Here is a 24,467-nt window from a genome sequence, read left to right as displayed (position 1 = left end):
CTTTCGGCTAGAATTGGGTGTTCAGTATTGCTTGCCGGGGGACAGGAAGACAGGAACCATGACGGAAGTCGCCAAACGGAAAACGGGCAAGATCCTTGCCATTGCAGGGGTCTGCGCCGCCCTCGTTCTGGGCGGTATTGGCGTTGCCACCGTTCCTGGATTGCTGGCCGGTTCCACACCGAATGGCGTGGGAACAACCCAATCCACTCCGACGCCAGAGGCCAAACCCGTTGAGCTGGGCATCACGCCGCTGGATGGCGCAGTGGAGTGGAATCCAGTGGTTGGCCCCCAGATCAAAGCCGTCAACGGCAAGGTCAAGGACGTAGTTTTGGCGCCGGTTGACGGCGGTACACCTGTGCAGGGGAAGACCAGCGCGGACGGCAGCACGTGGACAACCCTTGAGGTCCTGAAGTTCAAGACCCAGTACAGCTATTCCTTCACCGTTGTGGACACCGCAGGCAAGGAAACCAAGAAGACGCAGACCTTCACCACGGTTTCTGCTGCCTACGAAGCCGATGCTTCCATCTATCCGCGTAACGGCACAGTTGCTGGCTCGGGCCAGCCGATCGAAATCAACTTCAGTGAACCTGTGGTTGACAAGGCCGCGATGGAAAAGCGCGTTGCCATCACTGTTTCATCGGGCCAGCCAGTCGCCTGGCATTGGTACTCGGACAAGAAGGTCCGCATTCGCCCGGAGGCATTCTGGGCGTCGGGAACCACGGTCACAGTGGATATGAAGCTCCTGGGCGTCGACTTCGGCAACAAGATGATCGGCAACGGCGATGTCGTTTCCACTTTCACTACGGGACCGCAGCGCGTGGCGGTAGTGGATGACAACACCAAGACCATGAACGTGTACTTCGATGGCCAACTGATGCACACCGCACCCGTATCGCTGGGTGGCGAAGACTGGCTCTCGCCCACCGGCTACGCCGTGATCCTGGAACAAGAACGCAAATCCAAGTTCAACGCTGGAAGCATTGGCCTCAAACCCGGGGATAAAGGCTACTACGCTCCGATGGTGGTGGATTATGCCAACCGCCTCACATGGTCCGGCGTCTATGTCCATCAGGCCTTGGAGTCCGCATGGGGCGCTATTGGACGCGTGAACGTCTCCCACGGCTGCGTTGGCTTGCTGCCCGAGGATGCTGCCTGGTTCTTCAACAATATGAAAACCGGTGACGTGGTGCAGATCCTGAATACTGGTGCGCCGGCTGTTGAACCCTTGGAGGGCTTCGGCGACTGGAACATCCCCTGGGCCAGCTACGCCCAGCGGTAGCCACCATTTCCAGCCGGGGACAAAATTGCTGTTAACATCGAGGCAGTGATTATTTCTTGCGGTCTTTGATTCTCCTTTCCGGTTCCGGCATCTGCTCGGACCTGTTATTTGTGCTGCCCTCCGTGGTGATTACGAGTCTTCCCTAGGGGAACCCACGCCGGGTTCCCAGCTCCTTCCACCGGATTCCATTTCATCGCTTGGAGCACTAATGACTATTTCGCCAACCCTTCGCCCGGACTGCAGCAACTGCTTCGCGCTCTGCTGCACCGCCCTTGGCTTTGCCCGCTCGGCTGATTTCGCGATCGATAAACCGGCGGCTTCGGCCTGCCCGAACATGGCCAGCGACTTTTCCTGCACCATCCATCAACGTTTGCGGCCCCGCGGATTCAGCGGATGTACTGTCTTTGACTGCTTCGGCGCAGGCCAAGTGGTTTCCCAACGCACATTTGGGGGCACGAGTTGGGTCCAGGATCCGGCGTCCAAGTCCTCGATGTTCGCTGTCTTTAAGGTTGTCAAGCAACTGCACGAAATGTTGTGGTACTTGTCCGAAGCTGAGCAACGCGCCTTCGATCCGGAGCTGGCGGCCACCGCCCGCCGGCTGTCCACAGAAATTGAAACCACATCCCAAGGCGAGGCATCCGCAGTCCTGGCTGCCGACGTCGGACATTTACACGCTGAGGTGCGTGCCCTTCTCATGGAGGTCAGCGAGGAGGTGCGCGCTTCATACGGGGCTGAGGGCCGTGAAAGGCCCGACGGCGGCATCCACCCGGGTGCCGACCTCATGGGCGCCAACTTGGCAAAGAGGCAACTATGCGGCTCGGACCTCCGCGGTGCTTACCTGATAGGGGCAAACCTGGAGGGCAGCGACTTAACCGCGGTGGACCTCCTCGGCGCCGATCTGCGCGATACCCGTCTCCACGGTGCCAATCTCTCCAGGTCTCTCTACCTGACCCAACCGCAAATCAACGCCGCACAAGGAAACTCCGAAACGCGCCTACCCGAAAGGCTCACGACGCCGGGGCACTGGCACTGCTGACAGGTTTCCACGGCGGTCTCCAGGCATCCGGCAGCGTGCGTCCAAGCGAGGCACGAGCGAGCACGCCGAGGATGGCTGGAGGCCTCCGCCCTCAACGTGGCACTTTAGCGTTGTGTAAACGGCAGCTTGCGGAGCCTTTCGCCGATGGCGGCGTTGCGCTGTTCCGCCGTGCGCAGGCGGACAAGTTCGCGGTTGCGTCGCTCGCCGAGGACCGCCCCTATGTAGTCTTCGGGGATAGTTCCGGCTGGCGGTGGGGGCGCGACGTAGTTGGCCAGCTCGGCGGCCAGTGCTGCGGCCATCCTGACGCGTGAGGATGGTGCCATGAGGTATGCCTGCTGAACGAAGGTTCCGGCCCGCCGGGCTGTGGCGTCGGGGATCCGGCCAATGTCAGCCATGGCTACCCACGGTTGGAGGTAGGGCGGAGCACCCGGAAAGATCCGCGGCTCGGAGGGCACGCGCTGCCTCAGGGAGTAAGTGCCGGCTACGACGTCGCCGAGGCGCTTGGATTTGTCGTTGAAGAGTGCCACGCCGATGGCGAGGCCACCGAAGGTCATGTAAATCTCGAGGAACCCCAAGAGCCCACGGATGACCGCGTGCCGGAACCTGATGGAGCCGCCGTCGTCCCTGACCACGCGCAGGCCCGCGGCCAGTTTCCCCAGTGAACGGCCGCGGGTGAGCGTCTCCACAGTGACGGGAACGATGACGAAGGAGAAGACGACACAGGCCAGGACCATGGCCCGGACCGCGGCTTCATCGAGATTCCGGGCGGCGGAGAGGACCAGGACGATGAGGAGGATCAACAGCAGGACGTTGGCAATGACGTCCAGAATGAGCCCCAGAGCGCGGGCGGCGAAGGACGCCGGGCGCAACTCCAGGACCACTGCCTCGCCTGTGATGATTGAACTCAAGTCCGCCCCCGGTGCGTAGCAATCGCGGCGGGCGCATAATGTACCCGCATCAACGAGTCTAGCCGCGCCCATCCGGGCAGACAGGGATAGGGCAGGCAGAGATAGGGCAGACAGGGACAGGGCAGACAGGGATAGGGTGGTGCCGTGGACATCGATGCCTTTTCGGCCGTGCATGGGGACAAATGGTCGCGGCTCACTTTTCTGGCACATAAGCGGCGGCTCACTGGGTCCGAAGCCGACGAATTGCTGCGCCTGTACCAGACTGTCTCCGCACATTTGTCACTGATCCGCTCGGTGGCTCCTGAGACGGCCTTGTCCTCATCCCTGTCTGCCGCACTTGCCCAGGCTCGAACCAGGTTCACCGGGGCACGTTCGAACTTCATGGAAGACCTCGCCCGCTTCTTCGTTATCGCACTTCCCGCGGCGTTCTACAGACTCCGATGGCTGACGGTGTGGTGTGGGGTTTTCTTCGTGCTGGTGAGTGGGGCGTACGCCCTGTGGATCGGGACGTCGCCCGAGGCGCTGCGGGCAGCATTTGGCAGCGATGACAGGGTGCGTCAGTACATTGAGGACGACTTCATCGACTACTACTCAGAGAACCCGGCGGCGTCCTTTGCCGGTGCGGTCTGGACCAATAACGCCTGGATTTCCGCCCAAGCCGTTGCTTTCGGAATTACGGGGTTTTGGGTGCCCATGATTCTCTTCCTCAACGCCCAAGGCGTGGGCGCGGCTGCCGGCGTGTTTGCCTCCGCGGGAAAGTTGGATGTCTTCTTCAGCTACATCCTTCCCCACGGGCTCATGGAACTCACCGCGGTGTTCATCGCCTGCGCAGCCGGGCTGAAGATTTTTTGGTCGATGGTCCGTCCCGGACCCAGGACCCGGATGCAGGCCGTCGCCGACGAAGGGCGTTCGCTCATCACCGTTGCCCTCGGGCTGGTCCTGGTACTTCTCATCTCGGGCCTCGTGGAAGCGTTCGTGACACCAAGCCCCTTGCCTGTTTGGATGAAGATCGCGATCGGAGCACTGGTCCTGGCGGCCTACTGGACGTACACACTGGTTATGGGTGGACGTTCATTCCGTTCGGGCGCTACGGGCGACCTTGACAGCCATGACGCCGGATACCGGGGGATTGCTGTCTAAGCGGACACGCCCGCACCTTACAGTTGCGTTTCGATCTTGCTATACCCGGGGTGGCTCCTCGTCTCCGCCCAAACCCGGACTGTAGGCTCGAATGCAGACAAGAGTGCCGGCAGCATGGTTACGCCGGTGGGATGCCTACGGAAGTGAAACCGCTGTGAGTGACAAGAGCCAAAAACCACAAGATCCGGCGACGGACGTCCACGAGGACCCCGACGAGCCGGCCTTTGACTGGATGAAGCCCAAGGCATCTGGTGGTTCTTCTGCTGCTCCCTCAGGCCCGGTCCCGGTTCAGCCGGAGAGCCGCGCTGATCGGAAGGCTGCCGAGGCTGCGGACGTTGAGCCGGAGCCACCGCTTTTCGCGGAGACCGTGGCAGATGCGCCCGCAAGTCGCCAACCCGCACACTATTCCGAGCCGTTGCCGACGTCGGCCCTCCAGGTTCGTCCGCCGGAGGACGAGGTTGCCAGGCGTAATGCAGAACGCGAACAGGCAGCAAAGGTCAAGCCAATCGGGCCCCGGATTTTCCAGGTACTGCTCGCGGTCTTCTTCCCTGTGATCCTCTTGGTGCTTGCTGTCCGGGCAGTGACCAGCCCCCTGTTCCTCTGGGTTGAATACAACCGGCCGGGTTTCCCTGGCGACGGCTACGGGTTCAGCACGGACGATCGCATGACGTACGGCTCCTATGCCGTGGACTACTTGAGCAACTGGTCAGGGCCCAGGTATTTGGGTGGCTTGGTAAATCAAGACGGCGCCAAGCTTTTCAAGGACAGCGAAGTCGCGCATATGGCGGACGTAAAGATGGTCATTCTGACCTCGTTTGGTGCCGGCCTGCTGCTCATTCTTTTGAGCATCATCGCCATTGCCTACTTGCGTAAGCGCAGTGCAGGCGGTGTTCGGCGTGGGCTCTTCGCCGGCTCCATCGTCACTTTGGTCATCATCATTGGCCTTGCAGTCTTGGCGGCCCTGAGCTGGCAGCAGTTCTTCACTGAGTTCCACCGGATCTTCTTCGCCAATGGCACCTGGACATTCTCCCTGGAAGACACGCTCATTCGTCTCTTCCCGGGACAGTTCTGGGTGGATGCCGGAATCGTCATTGGAGCGCTCGTGTTCCTGGCCGCGACGATCACCTTCATCCTCACCTGGCCCACGCGTCGTCGCCGTGGTTTGGACTCAAAGTCAGCGGCCGAAGAAGAAGTATCCTCAACAGAGATCGACGACGAGAGTGACGCTTCTGATTTCCGCAAGGACACCAACGACACCGTCGCATAACCACCGAGCCGCTACTTTTCGTAAAGCTTCTCCACCAACGAGGAGAAGTCCTTAACCACCGCGGCCCGCTTCAGCTTCAGCGACGGCGTCAGGTGCCCGGACTCGACGCTGAGATCTGCAGTGATAAAGCCAAACTTACGGATGGATTCAGCGGACGATACCAGAGTGTTGGCTTCGTCCACGGCGGACTGAACGGCTGCACGAACGGCCTCGTCCCTCGCGGCTTCACTGGGGGACATGACGTCGTGTTTGTTCTCGGCGCACCAGTCTTCAAGCCCTTCAGGATCCAAGGCCACCAGCGCTGCGACGAACGGCTTGCCCTCGCCCACCACCACGGCCTGTCCCACAAGCCGGTGCTCGCGCAGTTTCTCTTCAAGGGGACCGGGAGCGACGTTCTTGCCGCCGGCGGTGACCAACAGGTCTTTCTTCCTGCCGGTGATGGTCAGGAACCCGTCGGGGTCGAGCTCGCCCAGGTCTCCTGTGCGGAAGAAGCCGTCCACGAAGGCCTCAGCGGTGGCGGTCTCATTCCGGTGGTACCCCTTGAACACGCCGATTCCCTTGACCAGCACCTCGCCATCCTGTGCCACGCGGATGGTGGTGCCGGGCAGCGGTATGCCAACGGTCCCTATGCGGGACATGCTTGGCGTGTTGACGGTGCAGGGGGCAGTGGTTTCGGTCAGGCCATAACCCTCAAGGACAGGAATCCCCGCGCCGTGGAAGAAATGGTTCTCCCGCAGGCTGAGGGGGCTGGCCCCGGACACGGTGTAGCCAACGGCGCCACCGAAGACCTCCCGCACCTTGGGGTAGAGGAGCTTGTTGAATGCCGAGTGCTTGAGGCCAAGGAACCAGCCTGGACCGGGCCCCTGCCCGCGGGCGGCGAGGTCTACCGCCATCGAATATTCAACGGCGGTAGCGGACGCGGCGGCGAACAGTCCGGACTTGCCTGACATGGCCGCTTTGTGTCCGGCCCCGGCATAGACCTTTTCGAAGATACGGGGAACCGCGAGCAGGAACGTGGGTTTGAAAGCGCCCAGGTCCGCCATGAGGCCACTGGCACCTGGGCTATGCCCCAACGTGACGCCTGCGGTAAGGCAAACCACCTGGACTGCCCTCGCCAGGACGTGTGCCAGGGGTAGGAACATCAACGTTCGCGCGCCGTGCTGCATCAACAGTTCGGGGAGGAACGGAATGACGTTCCGGGCAACCAGCACGAAGTTGCCATGGGTGATTTCGCAGCCCTTGGGTTTGCCGGTTGTGCCGGAGGTGTAGACGATCGAGGCGACATCGGACAGGTTGGCGGCGCTGCGCTGGCGCTCAAGTTCGGCATCCATAATGCCAATTCCGACGGCGGCGAGGCTCGTCAGGTTGGGGGCCTCGCCGTCGTGCTCCATACGAATGATCGTCACGGGGTCCTCACCCAAGGCTGTGGACTTCTCAACGAGGGCACGAACAAGGTCCGCCTTGGACGTGTCTTCCACAAAGATGCGCCGGGCACCGGAATCGGCAAGGATCCACTCGATCTGGCTGGCCGACGACGTTTCATAAATGGGCACGGTAACTCCGCCGGCCATCCAGATGGCGAAGTCCACCAAGGTCCATTCGAAACTTGAACGGGAGAGCACAGCTACGGGATCGCCGGGGTTGACGCCTCCGGCGATGAGGCCCTTGGCCAGTGCCTGCACGTCCGCGAGGAAGCGCGCAGCAGGCACGTTGAGCCACCCATTGGCTGTCTTGTGGGCGTAAAGGTTGCCGAACGGGTCCTTGGCGCATCGTTCCAGAAGGAGGTCCGTCACGTTGGTATTCTCGTCGGCCTCGACCAGAAGCTCCGTGCTTGCCTCCCTCACGATCCTCCTCCTAGATCCACGATGGCATCCACATTCTCATCCGCCACTCCTGATAGCTGATGACTTCGGCGGTCAGCACAGGATAGAAAAACGCTGTGGCCAGTACGGCCAGCACCACAACCAAGCCCACTATGTAGAGTCCGGATCTCCGCCGCCAAGGAGGATCGGTACTGCGACCCAGCACCAACCCCAGAACATACGTCAGGGCAAGCACCAGGAACGGTTCAAAGGAAACTGCGTAGAAGATGAACATCGTGCGTTCGGGGTACATGAACCACGGCAGGTATCCAGCCCCGACTCCAGCGAGGATGGCCCCGGCGCGCCAATCCCGCCGGCCCGCCCACCAGAAGAGCAGGATCACCAGGGCTATGGTGCCGCCCCACCACACAACGGGGTTGCCTACGGGCAGGATGGCCGAGGAGCAGGTTTCGGCAATGCAGCCGGCAGTTCCCTGCTTGGGCGATTGGTAATAGAACGAGGTGGGCCTGCCCATGACCAGCCAGGTCCAGGGGCTGGATTCGTAGGGGTGGTCCGCGCTGAGGCCCTGATGGAACTTGTACGCCTCAAGGTGGTAATGCGCCAGGGAACGCACGGAATTGGGCAGCCAATCCCACCCGGGAGCCGGATTGGTGGCCGCCCACTGGCGGTAGTAGGCATCCTTGGAGAGGAACCAGCCGGTCCATGTGGCCACATACGTGGCTGCCGCGATCGGGACAATGGTCAGGAAAGCCGGAAGGCCGTCCTTGATGACCGCTGCGCTGGGCCAGCTGCGGATCCCGGCGATGCGGCGGGCGCTCATGTCCCAGAAGACAGTCAACAACCCGAACGCGGCTACGAAAAACAGCGCCGACCATTTGGTGCCTACGGCCAGGCCGAGGCAAATCCCAGCGACCAGGCGCCACCAGCGCATCCCCAACCAGGGGCCGGCCAACAGTTGCCTGGCAGAAGGCCGGCCATCGGGTGAAGCAGCCGCAAGGGCGGTGAGCCTGGAAGCAAGGCGACGCCGGCCGTCGTCGCGGTCCAACAGCAACGCGCCAAAGGCGGCAAGGATCCAGAACGCAAGGAAGATGTCCAGCAGGGACGTTCGTGACAACACCACATGGTGGCCGTCAACCGCGAGCAGCAACCCGGCCACTGCGCCAAGAGTGTGTGAACGGAAGAGCTTCAGCGTGATGAGCGAGAGCAGGAAGACCGTGAGCGTCCCGGTCAGAGCGGCACCGAAACGCCAGCCGAACGGATTGTCAGCCCCAAACAACCACATGCCGAAGGCGATCATCCATTTCCCGACCGGAGGATGAACTACGTACTCGGGGGTGTTGAGCAGGATCTCAGGATGGCCGGCATTGAAGGAATCGTTGGCATTGGCTGGCCAGCTGCGTTCATATCCGCTGATGAGGTACGAATACGCGTCCTTGACGTAATACGTTTCGTCGAACACCAGGCTGTGGGGGACCTCAAGACGGAAGAAGCGCAGGATTCCGCCGATGACGGCGGTAATGGTGGGAATCAACCAGAACCATAAACGCAGCGACGGCGGGTAATCCCGCCAGCTTTGGATCCCGCCGATCAAACGCGATGTCAGGGCGCCCACCGTGAAGGCCCCAGTGGGACTGGCGATCCAGCGGTGGCCTGCCAGCCCACGTCCGGAAGACAGTTTGCTGTTGCTGCCGCCTGAGTCATCCTGTCCGGACGGAGGCCGCCATGAGGTAGTTGCGGTGGCCGCTGTTGTCTGGCTTGGCTCTCCGGAGCCCGTGCTTGCCGCCACGTCCGTGGCTCCGGAAGGTAACGCCGACACTGCGGGGGTTCCGGAATCGGTGGTGGGAACGGGGGACTGGCTCACCCGCCCATGCTACCGTTCCATCCTTACTGCGGCGTTGAAGTGCGCGCGGCATTAGGCTTGGCAGGTGGAAGAACAACACAGCACCCCGGACGAAGCCCCCTTTGATGATGCATCGGCGGTTGATGAACCGGACGCCGGTGCCGCCGCGAGCCCAGCCACAGCAAACGGCAGGATTGTGCTTGCTGCCACTCCCATCGGCAACGTGGGCGATGCGTCCTCCCGCTTGGTCGAACTCCTGGCGACCTCGGATATCGTTGCAGCGGAGGACACCCGCCGCCTGCATCGGCTGGTCCAGGCCCTGGGCGTGGAGGTGTCCGGGCGTGTCATCAGCTATCACGAACACAACGAAGTAGCCAAGACCGGTGAACTGCTGGACTACGTGCGGGCCGGCAAAACCATCCTGATGGTCAGCGACGCCGGAATGCCGGCAGTCTCTGACCCCGGCTTCCGTTTGGTGGAGGGAGCTGTTGCCGCTGGCCTGACTGTCACTGCCGTGCCGGGGCCTTCCGCCGTGCTGACAGCCCTTGCGCTTTCCGGGCTGCCCACAGACCGCTTCTGCTTCGAAGGGTTCCTGCCCCGCAAATCGGGGGAGCGGAATTCCCGTCTGGCGGACTTGGCTGACGAGCGCCGCACCATGGTCTTCTTCGAGGCTCCGCATCGGCTCGAAGTGATGCTTCGGGCACTGCACGAGCGCTTTGGCGCGGAACGCCGTGTGGCTGTATGCCGTGAACTGACCAAGACCTACGAGGAAGTCATCCGCGGAACACTGCGCGAACTCCTGGAATGGGCAGAAAACAATGAAGTTCGCGGTGAAATTGCCGTGGTTGTCGGTGGCGCTCCTGAGCAGGCCCCCGGCAAACCGGAAGACCATGTAGCTGCCGTGAACGAGCTCATCTCCCAGGGAATCCGGCTGAAGGAAGCCGTTGCCGCCGTGGCGGATGATGCCCGTGTCAGCAAGCGGGAGCTGTATTCGGCGGTGCTTGCAGCGCGCTGATCATCCCTGTGCAGGTGCACAATTTGGCGGGCGTATGGCAGTGCGTGAAGGCGTAGACACTGCTTCTTGCATGGCAGTACCGTGGCAGTAATTCAAGCCAATTCTGGCAAGGAACCCTAGTGGTGCAACCCTCCAATGCACCCAAGACGAAGGAGTCGCCATGACTGTCACGGTTGAACGCGAAAGCGAACTGCTGGCTTCCGTCCCCACCGGCCTGCTGATCAACGGTCAGTGGCGTCCGGCGGGATCCGGAAAGACCTTTGATGTTGAGGACCCGGCCACGGGCAAGGTCCTGCTCAGCATCTCCGACGCCGGTGCTGAAGACGGTGCCGCCGCCTTGGACGCCGCCGCTGCCGCACAGGCTGACTGGGCACGCACAGCGCCCCGCGAACGCGGCGAAATCCTGCGTCGTGCCTTCGAACTCGTTACCGAGCGCGCCGAAGACTTCGCACTGCTCATGACCCTCGAAATGGGCAAGCCCTTGGCCGAAGCCCGCGGCGAAGTCACCTACGGTGCCGAGTTCCTGCGCTGGTTCTCCGAAGAAGCCGTCCGCGTCTCGGGCCGCTACTCCGCAGCGCCTGATGGCAAGAACCGTCTCCTCGTGCAGAAAAAGCCGGTCGGACCCTGCCTGCTCATCACCCCGTGGAACTTCCCGCTGGCAATGGCCACCCGCAAGGTAGCCCCGGCCGTAGCCGCTGGCTGCACCATGGTGCTCAAGCCCGCCAACCTGACCCCGCTGACCAGCCTGCTCTTTGCTCAGGTCATGCAGGAAGCCGGCCTCCCCGCAGGTGTCCTCAACGTCATCCAGACCTCCACAGCGGGTGCGGTCACCGGCCCGCTGATCAAGGACGACCGCCTCCGCAAGATCTCCTTCACCGGCTCCACCCCGGTAGGCCAGGCCCTGATCCGCGAAGCTGCGGACAAGGTCCTGCGCACGTCCATGGAACTGGGCGGCAACGCACCGTTCGTCGTCTTCGAAGACGCCGACCTGGACAAGGCTGTTGAAGGCGCCATCGCCGCCAAGATGCGCAACATGGGCGAGGCCTGCACCGCAGCAAACCGCTTCATCGTGCACGAGTCCATCGCCGATTCCTTCGCCGAGAAGTTCGCCGCGAAGATTGGCTCCCTCACCACGGCACGCGGTACTGAGCCGGAGTCCAAGGTTGGTCCGCTGATCGACGGCAAGGCCCGCGACGGCGTTCACGCCCTCGTCACTGAAGCCGTAGCAGGAGGTGCCACAGCAGTCACCGGTGGTGCCGCCGTCGACGGTCCCGGTTACTTCTACCAGCCCACCGTGCTGAAGAACGTCGCCGTCGACTCCCGCATCCTCCAGGAAGAAATCTTCGGACCGGTGGCCCCGATCGTCACGTTCTCCACCGAAGACGACGCCATCCGCCTGGCGAACAACACCGAATACGGACTGGTTGCCTACGTCTTCACCAAGGACCTCAACCGTGGCCTCCGGGTCAGCGAGAAGCTCGAGACCGGCATGCTCGGCCTCAACGCCGGCGTCATCTCCAACGCCGCTGCACCGTTCGGTGGCGTCAAGCAGTCCGGCCTGGGCCGCGAAGGCGGCTCCGAAGGCATCGAAGAGTACCTCTACACCCAGTACGTAGGTATCGCGGACCCGTACGCCGACTAGCTCCCAGGTCCCCTCCACCGCTCTCGCAACAAGAACGGTAGAGACAAGCAAAGGGCTCGACGCCGGAACCATAAGTTCCGGAGTCGGGCCCTTTGCTGTTCCCGGGCGAGCCGTTCTGGTGTTTGCGGTCCTAGCGGCGTTGCGGAAGAAGTCCCCTGAGAGCGCGCCAGGATCTGGCAATCCCTTGCCCCGCCCGCCGGAACAGGGACCCCACAGCGCGGAAGGGGGCACCGAGTGCGTGGAACCAGCGGCGCATGAGCGACGGCGGCAGCCAGTTGGCGCGGAAGCGAACCAGCCAGCTGGTATTGTTCCGCAACGATTCACGAACGACGGCGATCCTGGCCGCCGCCGGCGAGGCAGCCTCCATCGGGCGACCATAACGTTGCCGTTCGAAGTCCGCGGTGAGTGAAGCGACGGCGGTATGGGCGGCGTCGTCGAGACCCCCGGCCTCACCCAGGACTGAACTTGAACGGAGTCTGGCAGAAAAGTGCCGTGGCGTTTCACTGGGCGTGGACGGTACGCCATAATCCGTGGCGAGGTCCTGCAACTCTGCCCATGCGAAGGCGGCGGAGTCGTGGTAACCCGGCGATCTGCTGTCCGTTGATGCGGCGGCCGGTGATCCACGATCCGCTGGTTCCTTGGGATTTAGCCGGCGGCGTCGCAGGACTGCCCTGCTTAGCCTCGGCGAGCCAAGGAAAGCAGCGAGCAACAGCACTGCCGCAATCGTGGCAATAACCGTTGGCAGAGGGTCACGTGGCGCAGAGCCAGCAGTTTGCGCGTCGCCTCCCGGCAGCGGAACGGTGGTCGGGGGAGGCGTCACTGCCGTGCCTGGAACGTCCTTCTCGTCAGCATTGGTGCTCAGGCTGCCCGGGACTGAGGACTCGGTGGCATATTCCGGAACAACGCCACGCGATGGAGTCGGCTCAAAGGGCACCCATCCCAGTCCTTCAAAGTAGAGCTCCGGCCAGGCATGGGCATCACGGGCGTCTACTTCATACTCAGGGAACGATCCCTGGCCAACCAAAGCCACGGTCTCGCCCGTCAGCCGGCCGGGTGCGTATCCCACCGCGATACGGCTGGGGATGCCCTCCACGCGGGCCATCACCGCCATGGCGGAGGAGAAGTGGACGCAATAGCCGCTCTTCACCGCCAGGAAATCCGCCAGCACGGACAACCCGTTGCCGTCATACCCGTTTTGCACCGGAGCTTGAAGAGAATACGTGAATTCACTGGAGCGCAAGTATTTCTGGATGGCCAGTGCCTTGGCGTAGTTGTTGCCTGCCGAAGACGTGACTTGCTCCGCCGTCTGGCGCACAATGCTTGGCAGGTTCCCTGGAACTCGGAGGAAGTCCTCCGAAATGGACTTTGGCTTACCCGTGGCTTGGGACAGGGCCTGTGCAGTGATCTTGGGTGCGGCCGAGAAGACCACATACCGTTGGGCCAGTGTGCTCGTCTCGGTGCTCATGATGCTGAGGGTGGCCGGATCCCAGGTCCAACGGCCGTTCAGCCCGTTAACGGACACGGGGGCGAACGGCGCCGGTAAGTACGGGCTGGTGAACAAACCCGCGTTGATGGACGTGACCGCATTCACGACTTCTCCTTGGATGGAGTAACCCGGCTCTATCCGGTCCACGCCGGGCCGCCTTGTGGCGGAGCGGTCATCCGGTGCCCAGGTTTCGCCGTCGAAGTGGTCAACGGTGACGGACCTCAGGTAGGTGGCTGCGCTGGAACTGGTGGAGTACGTGATGCGTCCTGCCCCCGTGGGACTCCGGAGGCTGTTACCCAGTGTGATCATCGGATTGAGGCCGTTCGAGGTACCCCATGGGCTCAGCCGTGAACCTTGCGGGAAGGTGCCGGTTTCAAACCCTGGAATGGCCAGCGGAACAACCAACGCCAAACCCAGGGCCAGTGCCCCCGTCACCAGGGAACGCCTGATCTGGCCGGAACTTCGTGGTGCTCCGGACTGCAGCCTGGCGTCAGGGGCGAACCAATGGCTGCAACCAAGAATGAGCAGATATCCCACGGTGGCCCCAACGAATCCTGCGACACCTACGCTTTGCGGCTTAATGGTTGCAGGAACCACCATGACCGCAAGGAGTCCGATTCCACTGGCTGCCGGCATCGATAGCGGGACGGCCAAAGCATCGATCAGGATCACCAGTAGTCCCAGGCAGGCACAGGTGACGAAGACAATCCCCGCGTTGGGGGCTACCGGAGCGCTCTCGGACACAACCGTCTCGGCGGCCCGTTTGATGAGCCGGCCTACCGCGGCAAAGGTCCCTGTGGTGGGAATAAAGCCCAGGAAGCTGTCCTGCCGGCAGAACGTGAAACTGAGTATCCCGGCCAACGCTGCCAAGGCGCCCAACGTTGTAACCAAAGGCTGGATCCGGAGGGTCCGCAGGATGGCCAGCGTCAGGGCCACCGCTACAACCGTGGTGATCAGGGGCATGAACCAGGCCCAGCCCCTGAATACTCCATTCAGTGAAAGTGCTGCACCGAGAACAGCCACGGCCACCGAACCAGCCATGATCCACGGGTAGAGGCCGGGAGCCTGCGGTCGTTGTGGAAGTGGAGTGGGGGCAGGCCCGTCTCCGCTGGCACCCTGCTGGGGTAGGCCCCGCTGGTACGTGGTGGGGGACCCACGATGGGACGTGGCGGTCATCGCGGCACCGCCGCTCCGCGCCGTACGTCCATTGCAGCGCTCGCAGCAACCAGCAGGCCGCCTTCGTCGAAGCCGGACCACGCCGCTGTCAGTGGTGTCTTCGACGTGACGGAGACAGCCTTCCAGCCGCCTTGCCTCAAGGTTTCCAGGACATCGTCCCTGCTGCGGGAGTCCGGGTTGCGGGAGTCCGGAGTCCGGGAGTCGTGGTTGCGGGACTCGTTGTTGCTTTGAGGGTCCGTGACTACAATCGCGAAGGCGTTGGCGCCATAGCCGGCCGCCGGAGCAAGTGCCTTGGCCTCGGCCAGGGTCAGATTGCCAAGCAAGGCAAGAAGCGGCCCGCGCAAACGATGTGCAGCGAGCTTGTCCATGAGGCGGTCGTCGAAGACGGAATCAACGCTTTCCTGGCCCGATACCTCCGATGCCCCACTGCGGTTGGATGCCCCACTGCGGTTAGGCATGGAACCGGTGGGTTCGGGGGAGCGCTGGGCATGCTCCGGACTGTTTTCTCCGGCCCTGTGGTGGTCAACCCAGTGGTGTTTTGGGCCGCTCAACTCAATGGCGGCCAAACCTTCGGCAATGGCATGAAGGCCGGCAGCGCCACTGAACTCTTCCACGCCCGGGTCCGGTGCCGACGGCGAGCGGATGAAGGCGGGGCTGCCGAAGGCGTCCAGGACGCGCAGCGAGTAGTTCCGTTCGGCCAAGTGCGCGCTGATGGACATTGCCGCGGTCACAACCCACTCAAAATTCGGGCTGGTCACGAGGTCGGAGTCGTCGTCGTGCGAGCTGAAAACCGAGCCACTGCCGGACGCGAACGCCGCGAACCGTTGGTCAAGGATGATGGTGGCTTCCGGAGTGGTGACCGATTCCTCCTGGCGGACCATAAGCTGTCCATGCCGCGCCGTGGCGGGCCAGTGGACGCGGCGCATCGGATCCCCATGCCGGTATTCGCGGGTCATGATGTCGTCGTCGCTGGGGTTCGCCCTGATCCGGGTGGCCGTTACGCCATCGTTCCCACGCGCCCCGGCGAGTCCCGTTACGGGAAGTTCGACGGCGGCCGGCGTCACGGTGAGGAGGTCGCCGTTGTCGATGGCATGACGCCGCAGGGACAAGCCGAAGGGGTCGCTGAACTCGGCAGTAACAGGACCTATGCGGAACTGTCCCCGCTTGCCGGATCGCAGATGGTATTCGTAGCGGCTGGTGCCGCCTGTTGCAGACCGGGCCGGGAAGCGGAAAGCCGGGGGATCACCGAACCGTGGAGGCAGTTGTTCCTCCATGATCACGTGGCCCGTGGAGAACGTGGACCGGGCAACCGCCAGACGAACGGTGGTGGCGGTGGACGTTTCCACGGTGGAGGGATTGAATTCCCGGTACACCTGGAACTTGGGTTTCAACACCCGAACACCGGCCAACGCAACCAAGGGAAGGATCAATAAGAAGACGGCCAGAGTCAGGAGATCACGTCTGCCCATAATGTAAGCGCAGACCAGCGAGAGGACCCCGGCGGAGAGCAATCCCCAGCCGCGGCTGGTGAACAAATGCTTGGGGAGCCGATCCACGAGTGCCATGCCCGTTGTCTCCTATGCGCTTTGCTTGTCCCTGCGCCACGCGCCAGGCGGTTCCTGGGCAACCGGGAGGGAAGCGAGGATGCCCCGCAGGACGGTTTGGGGCGTATCGCCGGAACTCGCAGCCTTGCGGTCCAGGATGATGCGGTGGGCGAGTACCGATTCGGCGACGTCCACGACGTCGTCGGGAAGGACGAAATCGCGTCCGTCCAAAGCTGCCGTGGCCTTCGCGGCGCGCAGCAACTGCAGCAAGGACCGCGGGCTTGCGCCGAGCCGAAGGCGGGCACTTTCACGCGTGGCCCGGCCAATCGCCACCGTGTATTCCTTGATGGCCGTGGATACGTAGACCTGCTGGACGGCTGCAATCATGGCTGCCACATCGGCCGCTGTGACCACTGGGGTTACGTTGATGAGGGGAGAGGCTGCCTGATGCGTTTCCAACATCTCGATCTCGGCATCCCTGTCCGGATAGCCCATGGAAATCCTTGCCATGAAGCGGTCGCGCTGGGCTTCGGGCAGCGGATAAGTGCCCTCCATTTCGATGGGATTCTGCGTCGCCACCACCATGAACGGCAATCCCAGCTGGTACGAATGCCCGTCAACCGTCACCTGATGCTCTTCCATGCACTCCAGGAGCGCGGATTGCGTCTTGGCCGAGGCACGGTTGATTTCGTCGCCGATCACGATGTTCGCGAACACGGCACCCGGCCGGAACTCGAACTGCCGCGAAGACTGGTTGTAGATGGACACGCCCGTCACATCAGAAGGCAACAGATCCGGGGTGAACTGGATACGGGACACAGTGCAGTCCACGGTCCGGGCCAGCGTCTTCGCCAACAAGGTCTTGCCAACACCGGGCACATCCTCCAGCAGGAGATGGCCTTGGGCCAGGAGAACTGTCAAGGCCAGTTTTGCGGCGTCCGCCTTGCCGTCGATGACCTTGCCGATGGATGCCAGGATGCGCTCGCTGGCGTCGTGGAAACGTTCGGCGTCCATGACCTGCGGCTTGTGTCCATTGAGCAAGGCGGCATCCCGGGGCAGCGCACTGTACGCCTCGCCCTGAAGTGGGGAAGGTTCAACGGTGACTTGTCGCTTGGACTCCATGGATTGCCCTTCAGCCGTGGCCAACGCCGGTGTCGGCCGTCTGTCCGTTCCAGACTACCCAGACTTTGGCCGTCCCTGACATAGTGCTCCGGGAATTTATGTGCCAACTGGAATTTGTCCCGAAGCATGGGGGACCGCGGTCCGATTAAGGTGGGAACATGTGCAATTCCCTCGCTCCCGCTCCCTACCGCGCGTCCTCCGGTGCAACAGAAGCATCGGATTCCCGCAAAGAGTACCCGCCAGCCCCGGAACCGCTTCCCGTCCCGGTGATGGACAACCACACCCACTTGGACTTCCGGCACGGTTTGATCGAAGTCGGCGTTGCGGACGCCATGGATGCCGCCGAAGCTGTTGGTGTCCAAGGGGCGATCCAGGTTGGCTGCGACCTGGAATCCTCGCGTTTCACAGTGCAAGCCGTCCAGGCCGATGCCCGTTTGTTGGGAGCCGTTGCCATCCACCCCAACGACGCACCCGTCTACGCGGGGCGGGGGGAGCTGGAATCGGCGCTGGCAGAGATCGAGGAACTGGCCGCCCACCCGCGGATCCGTGCCATCGGCGAGACAGGATTGGACTTCTTCCGAACCCACGGTGAGGGCCTGACACATCAACGGTATTCCTTCCGAAGGCACATCGACATCGCCAAGCGGCTTGGCCTCACGCTGCAGATCCACGACCGCGACGCCCACGATGACGTAGTGCAGGTGCTGAATGAGGAAGGCGCCCCTGAGCGGGTAGTTTTCCACTGCTTCTCCGGTGACGAGGAACTCGCCCGCATCTGCAATGACAATGGCTGGTACATGTCCTTTGCGGGGACCATGACGTTCAAGAATGCGGGCAACCTCAGGGCAGCGTTGTCCATTGCGGAGCCCAGCCGGATCCTGGTGGAAACAGATTCGCCATTCCTCACGCCACACCCGTACCGCGGCCGGCCAAATGCGAGCTACATGGTGCCGTACACAGTTCGCTCAATGGCGGAAGTGACAGAAGATGACCTTTCGGAACTTTGCGCCAGGCTTGCTCAAAATACCGTAAATGCCTACGGATCCTGGGGCTGATCGGGGGCATTCGAACGTCTGTGGGAGTGACGGCGATGAATACCCGGTATGTAGAATTCTTGGTCCGTTTATAACAGATCGGTTACTGTGTACAACAAGTAGCCGGGGTCGGGGAAGGCCTTCGGAAAACTGGTCCGGATTCGTCCGGGCTCTTTAGTTGAATGTATTTGGCGGCGCAGATGCCGGCAGCAGAGGGTGGGACCAGGCTTTTTTGCCTGGCCCCTCAGTTTTGCGGCTGGCATTATTTTTTGCGCTTTTCCCCGTGCCCGGACGGTCTGAGAGTTATGGGCAATCGTGATCAAGTTCTTCACAACGGATGGCAAGTTCAGCTTTCTCAAAGTCGGTGCCCAGTTGCTGGTTGTTGCAGCACTGGTGGTCGGTGTAGTCGCCTTCGTGGGCAACAACAAGACCATCACCCTGAACGTTGATGGCAAGGTGAGCTCCATCCAGACCTTCGGCGGCACTGTTGACCAAGTGGTCAAAGCAGCCAAGGTCGAGCTGAAGGACGCAGACCGTGTTTCCCCGGATCTTGCTACCCAGGTGGAAAACGGCTCGGTGGTCAACATCAACCTCGCCAAGGCCGTCTCCATCGAATTGGATGGCGCCCGCAAGACCGTCAACACCAACGCCCCGGACGTCGCCGGCCTGGTGAGTGAACTGGGAGTCGCGAGCTCCTCCGAAATCTCCCAGCCCAAGGACGCCTCCCTGGCCGTCACGGGCTCCTTCGTTTCCATCTCCACACCCAAGACCATCAGCTTGGTAGCTGACGGCAAGGACACCAGCACCACCACGACGGCGCCCGACGTCGCCACCGTCCTGAAGGACGCCGGAGTCACACTGGGCGCCAGCGACCGCGTCTCCCAGCCCGGAAACGCACCGGTCATCCAGGACATGGTGATCAAGGTCTCCCGCGTGGACACCAGCAAGACCGCCGAAGCCACTGAGGAAGTGCCGTTCGAAAGCGTGAGCACCGATAGTGCCGAGCTCTACAAGGGCGACGAGAAAGTGACCCAAAAGGGCGTCGCAGGTTCCGTTGTGAAGACCTTCAAGCTGGTCTTGGTGGATGGTCGTGAAGCTTCCCGCACCCTTGTTTCCAGCAATGTCACCACCCAGCCCGTCACCGAAAAGATCGCCGTCGGAACGAAGGCTCGCCCCGTCGCTGCCAAGGCTGCCACTTCCAGTGGTCCCACCGGAGCCCCGAACGAAGCCATGTGGGACAGGATCGCCCAGTGTGAGTCCGGCGGAAACTGGTCCATCAACTCCGGCAACGGTTACTACGGCGGGCTGCAGTTCTCCAGCCCCACCTGGCTGGCCAATGGCGGCGGCGCCTACGCTCCCACGGCCAACCTTGCCACCAAAGCACAGCAGATCGATATCGCCAACCGCCTCTACGCCAGGAACGGCCTCAGCGACTGGGGCTGCGCGCACGCAGCGTGACCCCGCACAGACGATACGATACCTAGGTGACTGAACCGAATTCCGAACCCGCCGCCGTCGTGCCTTTGATGGGCGCCACAGATATCCGACGGTTAGCCGAGGAAATCGGTGTCCGCCCCACCAAGACGTTGGGCCAGAACTTTGTCATTGACGGTAATACGATCCGCAGGATCGTCTCAGCCGCCAATATCGACGCCGGGGAAACCGTGCTTGAGGTGGGCCCGGGCCTCGGCTCCCTGACGCTTGGCCTGCTGGACGCGGCGAAGACTGTTGTGGCCGTTGAAATTGATCCCGTGCTCGCCAGGAAGCTCCCCGAAACTGTTCGTGCATGGCGACCCGAGGCTGAAGAGAACTTCCACCTGGTCCTCTCGGACGCCATGAGGGTCACGGAACTGCCAGTGCAGCCGACAGCACTGGTGGCCAACCTCCCATATAACGTGGCCGTCCCCGTGGTGCTGCACTTACTGCAACACTTCCCGAGCCTGCAGCACGGCCTGGTCATGGTCCAGGACGAGGTCGCAGACCGCCTGGCAGCAACTCCCGGCAGCAAGATCTACGGCGTGCCCTCGGTCAAGGCTGCCTGGTACGGGCACATGCGCAAGGCCGGCGTGATCGGCATGAACGTGTTTTGGCCTGCTCCGAAGATCCACTCAGGACTCGTTGCCTTTACGCGCCATGACCCACCCGCCACGCACGCCACCCGGGAGCAAGTGTTTGCTGTCATTGACGCCGCTTTCGCCCAGCGTCGAAAGACGCTCCGTGCAGCGTTGGCTGGCTGGGCCGGCAGCGCGGCAGAGGCCGAACGGTGCCTCGTCGCCGCAGGCGTTGATCCCACAGCCCGGGGCGAGGTCCTGGACATCTCTGCCTACGTCCGGATTGCCGAAGCCCGCCACCCAGCGGACGCATGAGTCCGAACACCCGCAAACCCAGCGGCCTGCCATACGTAGGCGATCGCTTCCATGCCCGGACAGTCCGGGTCAAAGCGCCCGGGAAGATCAACGTTTCCCTGAGCGTTGGTCCGTTGCGCCCCGACGGCTACCACTCCGTGGCAAGCGTCTACCTGGCCGTTTCCTTGTACGAGGAAGTGGCAGCCACCAGCACCGAGGCTGAGGGAATTACCGTCAGCATCAGCCCCAACAGCACGCTGGACCTGGACGGCGTCGATATTCCCCTGGACGAAAGCAACCTGGCGTACAAGGCGGCAGCCATCATGGCTGAGCTATCCGAGAAACCAACCGGCGTCCACCTTGAAATCACCAAGCGCGTGCCGGTTGCCGGAGGTATGGGTGGGGGCTCCGCCGACGCCGCCGCTACCTTGCTTGCGTGCGATGCCCTGTGGAACAGCGGCCTTTCCCGTGAGGAACTCGCTCACCTGGCAGCCGAACTGGGCGCGGACGTTCCGTTCTCGCTGCTGGGCGGGACCGCCGTCGGACTCGGTGTTGGCGACAAATTGTCGCCCGCACTGGCGAAGGCACAAATGGACTGGGTGCTGGTATTTGCAGACTACGGGCTGTCCACGCCTGACGTGTTCCACACCCTCGACGGACTCCGCGACTCCGAAGGCGTGGAAATTCCGGAGCCCGTGGACGTTGACCCCACCATCCTCCAGGCCCTGCGCCACGGCGATCCCGAGGCCCTCAGCCGGGTGCTGATCAATGATCTCCAGCGGGCATCCATCGCGCTTGCCCCACAGCTGAGGGACACCATCGGCTTGGGCGAAGCCAGGGGCGCCCTGGCAGGTATGGTCTCCGGCTCCGGGCCCACCATCGCGCTGCTCGCCAGGGACTCGGTGTCCGCCAGCGTCCTCGCTGAAGAGCTGAGCCATCGAGGCCACACTGCAGTTGCCGTCCACGGACCCGTGCCCGGCGCCCGGATCATCTCCGATACCCTCCTTTAGTAGCTCCCGCATTCCAGCAGTAGAAAGTAGTACCCATTGGCCCACCTGCTTGGCGGCGAAAACCTCACCGTTTCGTTCGCGACCCGCACTGTCCTCGACGGCGTCACCCTCGGTTTGGAGGATGGCGACCGCATCGGCATGGTCGGCCGCAACGGTGACGGAAAATCGACCCTCATGCGTTTGCTCGCCTTGCGCTCGACGCCCGACTCCGGCCGCGTCACCAAACGCGGGGACGTCAACGTCGGCTACCTTGACCAAGGCGACGTGCTCGACGGCGACCTGACAGTCGGCGCTGCGATCGTCGGCGACCGCGCGGACCACGAATGGGCGGCCAACCCCAAGATCCGCGAAGTCATGGGCGGTTTGGTTGCCGACGTCGATTGGCACGCCAACGTACATGCACTCTCCGGCGGGCAAAAGCGCCGTGTAGCGCTGGCCAAGCTCCTCATCGAAGACCACGACGTCATCATGCTGGACGAACCCACCAACCACCTCGACGTCGAGGGCGTGGCCTGGCTGGCAAAACACCTCAAGACGCGCTGGCGCGCCAACCAAGGGGCGTTCCTGGTGGTCACACACGATCGCTGGTTCCTTGACGAAGTCTGCAACTACACCTGGGAAGTCCACGACGCCATGGTGGACATGTTCGACGGCGGATACGCCGCCTACGTTTTGGCGCGCGCCGAGCGCGACCGGATGGCCGCCGTCGTCGAAGGTAAACGCCAGCAGCTCGTTAAAAAGGAACTGGCCTGGCTCAGGCGCGGCGCCCCGGCCCGGACTGCCAAGCCCAAGTTCCGCATCGAAGCAGCCAACGACCTCATTGCTGACGTGCCGGATCCCCGGGATTCCGTCGCCCTCAGCAAGATGGCAACTGCCCGCCTGGGCAAAGACGTGCTGGACCTTGAGAACGTGACCCTTGATTTTGTCGACGGAGCGGACGGGCAGAAACTCTTCGACAACATCACCCTGCGGCTCGCACCTGGCGAACGACTTGGTTTGGTGGGCGTCAACGGGGCTGGCAAGTCCACCCTCCTCAAGCTCCTCAACGGCGAAATCCAGCCCACGTCAGGGAAAGTCAAACGCGGCAAGACCGTGGTCACCGCCGTGCTCACCCAGGACGTGAAAGAGCTCGACGACGTCTCGGACCTGCGCGTCATTGAGGTGATCGAGCGGGAAAAGCGGTCCTTCAGCGTAGGCGGTAAGGAATTCACCGCCGGCCAGCTCGTAGAGCAGCTCGGATTCACCAAGGAAAAGCAGTGGACACCCGTCAGCGACCTCTCCGGAGGTGAGCGCCGTCGACTCCAACTCCTGCGCCTGCTGGTAGGGGAGCCCAACGTACTGATGCTCGACGAGCCCACCAACGACCTCGATACTGACACCCTGGCCGCCGTCGAAGATGTCCTGGACGGTTGGCCTGGCACGCTGGTTGTGGTGAGCCACGACAGGTATCTGCTTGAGCGCGTCACGGACAACCAGATGGCACTCCTTGGCGATGGCAAACTCCGTGGCTTGCCTGGCGGCGTGGACCAATACCTCGAACTTCGTGAAGCGGCGCTGGCTTCCGGCGCTGTTGGCGGGGGATCCGGTGCACCGACGGCGGCGGGCGGTGGCTCTACGCCCGTTGCTTCAGGCGCCAGTGAAGCCGAGAAGCGTGAAGCCCGCAAGGACCTCAACAGGATCGACCGCCAGCTCGGCAAGATAGCGCAGCAGGAGGAAAAGCTCCACACCCAGATGGCCGCGAAGTCCGAATCCGGGGACTTCGACGCACTGGGCGAACTCAACGCCAAGCTGCAGGAACTCCTGGAGGAGAAAGAAGGCCTGGAGCTCGAATGGCTGGAGGCCGCCGAAATCCTCGGCGAGTAGTTTCGTAGCGGCGGGCGGCACGCATCCTCGGCGTGCTGCTCCTTCGTCGCTTTGACGCACGCTTCCGGATACCCGCCGCCCCGCCTGTGAACGTTTCTCTCACATCCCACGGGTTTTTGAGGAACGTTCGCTCACGTCCTGCAGGTTCTTGACCGGCGTTCTCTCACGTCCTACGGGTCGTTGGTGGCGGCGGGGCGGCGCGCATCCTCGGCGTGCTGCTCCTTCGTCGCTTTGACGCACGCTTCCGGATACCCGCCGCCCCGCCTCTGAACGTTCTCTCACGTCCTGCAGGTTTCTGCGGAACGTTCTCTCGCGTCCTGCAGGTTCTTGAGGAACGTTCTCTCGCGTCCCGCAAGGTTTTGGCCGTTGCTCGGAGGAGCATCCGTTTGGCGGTGGATCCTGGGGTTGGGTTGATTTTTCTTTCGATGGTGAAGGGGAAACGGGCCGAGCGGTCACCCGGAATGTGAAAGCACGTTCTGGCTGGCACCCGGAAGCCTGCATTTCAGCGCGTCAGCAGAAGTTTCCGTCAGGGGCTGATTTGGGGGACCGGATGTTCTCTCACATCGTGCCCATTTCTGCCGGATGCTCTTGCATTTCCCCTCAGCGGGTTGCCTCTGCCAAGACCAGTGGGCCGCAATTCCGACGTGCAACCACGGGCCAGCGAGGAGAGTCCGACCGCAACGGCCACCGTGGGGATGTGAGAGAACGTTGGGGGAGACGTGTGGGGATGTGAGAGAGGGATGCGAAAAGGCGGTGGGGATGTGAGAGAGGGATGCGAAAAGGCGGTGGGGATGTGAGAGTGCCCCTATGTTTTTCGTCAAGTGGTGGCGGGTGTTGGGGGTTGGTAGAGGGCGCCGTCGCGGAGCATTGCGTAGAGGGTGTCACAGCGGCGTCGTGCCAGGGCAATGATTGCCTGGTTGTGGCGTTTTCCTTCGGC

The 24,467-nt window shown here is 62.7% G+C and carries 17 protein-coding genes; 11 read left to right on the top strand and 6 right to left on the bottom strand.

Going from position 1 to position 24,467, the window contains the following annotated elements; genetic code table 11:
- Positions 1–58: 58 nt before the first annotated feature.
- Together AC1DD7_RS12490 and AC1DD7_RS12485 are read left to right on the top strand one after the other, a co-directional pair.
- A complete protein-coding gene (locus tag AC1DD7_RS12490) occupies positions 59–1,279 on the top strand; it encodes a L,D-transpeptidase (protein ID WP_477515204.1) in 1,221 nt (406 codons plus the stop codon).
- A 208-nt stretch (positions 1,280–1,487) separates the two neighbouring features.
- Positions 1,488–2,315, top strand: a complete 828-nt coding sequence (locus AC1DD7_RS12485; RefSeq protein ID WP_477515203.1) for a pentapeptide repeat-containing protein — start codon at positions 1,488–1,490, stop codon at positions 2,313–2,315.
- 104 nt (positions 2,316–2,419) lie between these two features.
- On the opposite strand, the gene AC1DD7_RS12480 is transcribed toward AC1DD7_RS12485, so the two are convergent.
- Entirely contained in the window at positions 2,420–3,223 is an 804-nt protein-coding gene (locus AC1DD7_RS12480; protein WP_477515202.1) for an RDD family protein, read from the bottom strand.
- Positions 3,224–3,367: 144 nt separating this feature from the next.
- Here AC1DD7_RS12480 and AC1DD7_RS12475 point away from each other — a divergent pair, with 144 nt between their 5' ends.
- Positions 3,368–4,363, top strand: a complete 996-nt coding sequence (locus AC1DD7_RS12475; protein ID WP_477515201.1) for a stage II sporulation protein M — start codon at positions 3,368–3,370, stop codon at positions 4,361–4,363.
- Between the two features lie 154 nt (positions 4,364–4,517).
- Positions 4,518–5,630 carry a TIGR01906 family membrane protein gene (locus AC1DD7_RS12470; RefSeq protein WP_477515200.1) on the top strand — a complete coding sequence of 371 codons (1,113 nt, stop codon included), beginning with the start codon at positions 4,518–4,520 and terminating at the stop codon, positions 5,628–5,630.
- Between the two features lie 11 nt (positions 5,631–5,641).
- Here AC1DD7_RS12470 and AC1DD7_RS12465 read toward each other — a convergent pair whose 3' ends face one another.
- Both AC1DD7_RS12465 and AC1DD7_RS12460 read right to left on the bottom strand, forming a co-directional pair.
- Positions 5,642–7,474, bottom strand: a complete 1,833-nt coding sequence (locus AC1DD7_RS12465; protein WP_477515199.1) for an AMP-dependent synthetase/ligase — start codon at positions 7,472–7,474, stop codon at positions 5,642–5,644.
- Between the two features lie 10 nt (positions 7,475–7,484).
- Complete coding sequence (locus AC1DD7_RS12460) at positions 7,485–9,314, bottom strand: dolichyl-phosphate-mannose--protein mannosyltransferase (RefSeq protein WP_477515198.1); 1,830 nt, start codon at positions 9,312–9,314, stop codon at positions 7,485–7,487.
- A gap of 64 nt (positions 9,315–9,378) precedes the next feature.
- On the opposite strand from AC1DD7_RS12460, the gene rsmI reads away from it, so the two are divergent.
- Together rsmI and AC1DD7_RS12450 are read left to right on the top strand one after the other, a co-directional pair.
- Positions 9,379–10,308 (top strand): 16S rRNA (cytidine(1402)-2'-O)-methyltransferase, encoded by a 930-nt coding sequence (gene rsmI, locus AC1DD7_RS12455; RefSeq protein WP_477515197.1) that lies wholly within the window; start codon positions 9,379–9,381, stop codon positions 10,306–10,308.
- Positions 10,309–10,468: 160 nt separating this feature from the next.
- Entirely contained in the window at positions 10,469–11,950 is a 1,482-nt protein-coding gene (locus AC1DD7_RS12450; protein WP_477515196.1) for an NAD-dependent succinate-semialdehyde dehydrogenase, read from the top strand.
- A gap of 130 nt (positions 11,951–12,080) precedes the next feature.
- Here the strand turns inward: AC1DD7_RS12450 and AC1DD7_RS12445 are convergent, their stop codons facing one another.
- The 3 genes from AC1DD7_RS12445 to AC1DD7_RS12435 are packed head-to-tail and all read right to left on the bottom strand — an operon-like array spanning position 12,081 to position 17,278.
- On the bottom strand, positions 12,081–14,612 hold the full coding sequence (locus AC1DD7_RS12445) for a transglutaminase TgpA family protein (protein ID WP_477515195.1): 2,532 nt from the start codon (positions 14,610–14,612) through the stop codon (positions 12,081–12,083).
- Entirely contained in the window at positions 14,609–16,177 is a 1,569-nt protein-coding gene (locus AC1DD7_RS12440) for a DUF58 domain-containing protein (protein ID WP_477515194.1), read from the bottom strand. Before AC1DD7_RS12440 ends, AC1DD7_RS12445 begins: the two co-directional genes overlap by 4 nt.
- A gap of 12 nt (positions 16,178–16,189) precedes the next feature.
- Entirely contained in the window at positions 16,190–17,278 is a 1,089-nt protein-coding gene (locus tag AC1DD7_RS12435; protein ID WP_431119118.1) for an AAA family ATPase, read from the bottom strand.
- A 158-nt stretch (positions 17,279–17,436) separates the two neighbouring features.
- On the opposite strand from AC1DD7_RS12435, the gene AC1DD7_RS12430 reads away from it, so the two are divergent.
- From AC1DD7_RS12430 to AC1DD7_RS12410, 5 genes are all read left to right on the top strand, one after another.
- Positions 17,437–18,333: a TatD family hydrolase gene (locus AC1DD7_RS12430; protein WP_477515193.1), complete on the top strand. Its 897-nt coding sequence runs from the start codon at positions 17,437–17,439 to the stop codon at positions 18,331–18,333.
- A gap of 294 nt (positions 18,334–18,627) precedes the next feature.
- Positions 18,628–19,770, top strand: coding sequence for a transglycosylase family protein (locus tag AC1DD7_RS12425; RefSeq protein WP_431119121.1), 1,143 nt, complete (start codon positions 18,628–18,630; stop codon positions 19,768–19,770).
- 26 nt (positions 19,771–19,796) lie between these two features.
- Positions 19,797–20,678 (top strand): 16S rRNA (adenine(1518)-N(6)/adenine(1519)-N(6))-dimethyltransferase RsmA, encoded by an 882-nt coding sequence (rsmA, locus tag AC1DD7_RS12420; RefSeq protein ID WP_216924961.1) that lies wholly within the window; start codon positions 19,797–19,799, stop codon positions 20,676–20,678.
- Complete coding sequence (locus AC1DD7_RS12415; RefSeq protein WP_477515192.1) at positions 20,675–21,667, top strand: 4-(cytidine 5'-diphospho)-2-C-methyl-D-erythritol kinase; 993 nt, start codon at positions 20,675–20,677, stop codon at positions 21,665–21,667. The genes rsmA and AC1DD7_RS12415 overlap by 4 nt, the downstream gene beginning before the upstream one ends.
- A 36-nt stretch (positions 21,668–21,703) precedes the next feature.
- On the top strand, positions 21,704–23,530 hold the full coding sequence (locus AC1DD7_RS12410; protein ID WP_477515191.1) for an ABC-F family ATP-binding cassette domain-containing protein: 1,827 nt from the start codon (positions 21,704–21,706) through the stop codon (positions 23,528–23,530).
- The last annotated feature ends 937 nt before the right edge of the window (positions 23,531–24,467 follow it).

The sequence above is a fragment of the Paenarthrobacter sp. 10L412 genome (genome assembly GCF_056395565.1).
Note: the sequence above shows the minus strand (reverse complement) of the source record. Positions and strands in the feature narration are given on the sequence as shown.

Bases quoted from the DNA above. Each gene is read 5' to 3' on its own strand.
- AC1DD7_RS12430 (WP_477515193.1), top strand. From the start codon at position 17,437: ATGTGCAATTCCCTCGCTCCCGCTCCCTACCGCGCGTCCTCCGGTGCA.
- AC1DD7_RS12450 (WP_477515196.1), top strand. From the start codon at position 10,469: ATGACTGTCACGGTTGAACGCGAAAGCGAACTGCTGGCTTCCGTCCCC.
- AC1DD7_RS12440 (WP_477515194.1), bottom strand. From the start codon at position 16,177: ATGGCACTCGTGGATCGGCTCCCCAAGCATTTGTTCACCAGCCGCGGC.
- AC1DD7_RS12435 (WP_431119118.1), bottom strand. From the start codon at position 17,278: ATGGAGTCCAAGCGACAAGTCACCGTTGAACCTTCCCCACTTCAGGGC.
- AC1DD7_RS12415 (WP_477515192.1), top strand. From the start codon at position 20,675: ATGAGTCCGAACACCCGCAAACCCAGCGGCCTGCCATACGTAGGCGAT.
- AC1DD7_RS12490 (WP_477515204.1), top strand. From the start codon at position 59: ATGACGGAAGTCGCCAAACGGAAAACGGGCAAGATCCTTGCCATTGCA.
- AC1DD7_RS12485 (WP_477515203.1), top strand. From the start codon at position 1,488: ATGACTATTTCGCCAACCCTTCGCCCGGACTGCAGCAACTGCTTCGCG.
- AC1DD7_RS12445 (WP_477515195.1), bottom strand. From the start codon at position 14,612: ATGACCGCCACGTCCCATCGTGGGTCCCCCACCACGTACCAGCGGGGC.